Source organism: Salmonella sp. SAL4457, assembly GCF_046548235.1.
In the GTDB taxonomy this organism is placed as follows: Bacteria; Pseudomonadota; Gammaproteobacteria; order Enterobacterales; family Enterobacteriaceae; genus Salmonella; species Salmonella enterica.
Window position 1 is genome coordinate 1 of sequence record NZ_JBGDZO010000527.1, and the last position, 270, is coordinate 270.

Here is a 270-nt window from a genome sequence, read left to right on the forward strand (position 1 = left end):
GCCCGCGACCTCGCCGAACTGGTCCCGGAGGCGCGCATCGGCATCGGCCACGGACAGATGCACGAGCGCGAGCTGGACCAGGTGATGAGCGACTTCTACCACAAGCGCTTCAACGTGCTGGTGGCCTCGACCATCATCGAGACCGGCATCGACGTGCCCAGCGCCAACACCATCCTCATCGAGCGCGCCGACAAGTTCGGCCTGGCCCAGTTGCACCAGTTGCGCGGCCGCGTCGGTCGCAGCCACCACCAGGCCTACGCCTACCTGCTG

1 protein-coding gene is annotated in these 270 nt (G+C 67.4%); it reads left to right on the top strand.

The window, feature by feature from the left end; all coding sequences use genetic code 11:
- On the top strand, window positions 1–270 hold a 270-nt coding region (locus ACLJNW_RS25340), incomplete at both ends, for a helicase-related protein (RefSeq protein ID WP_410961383.1).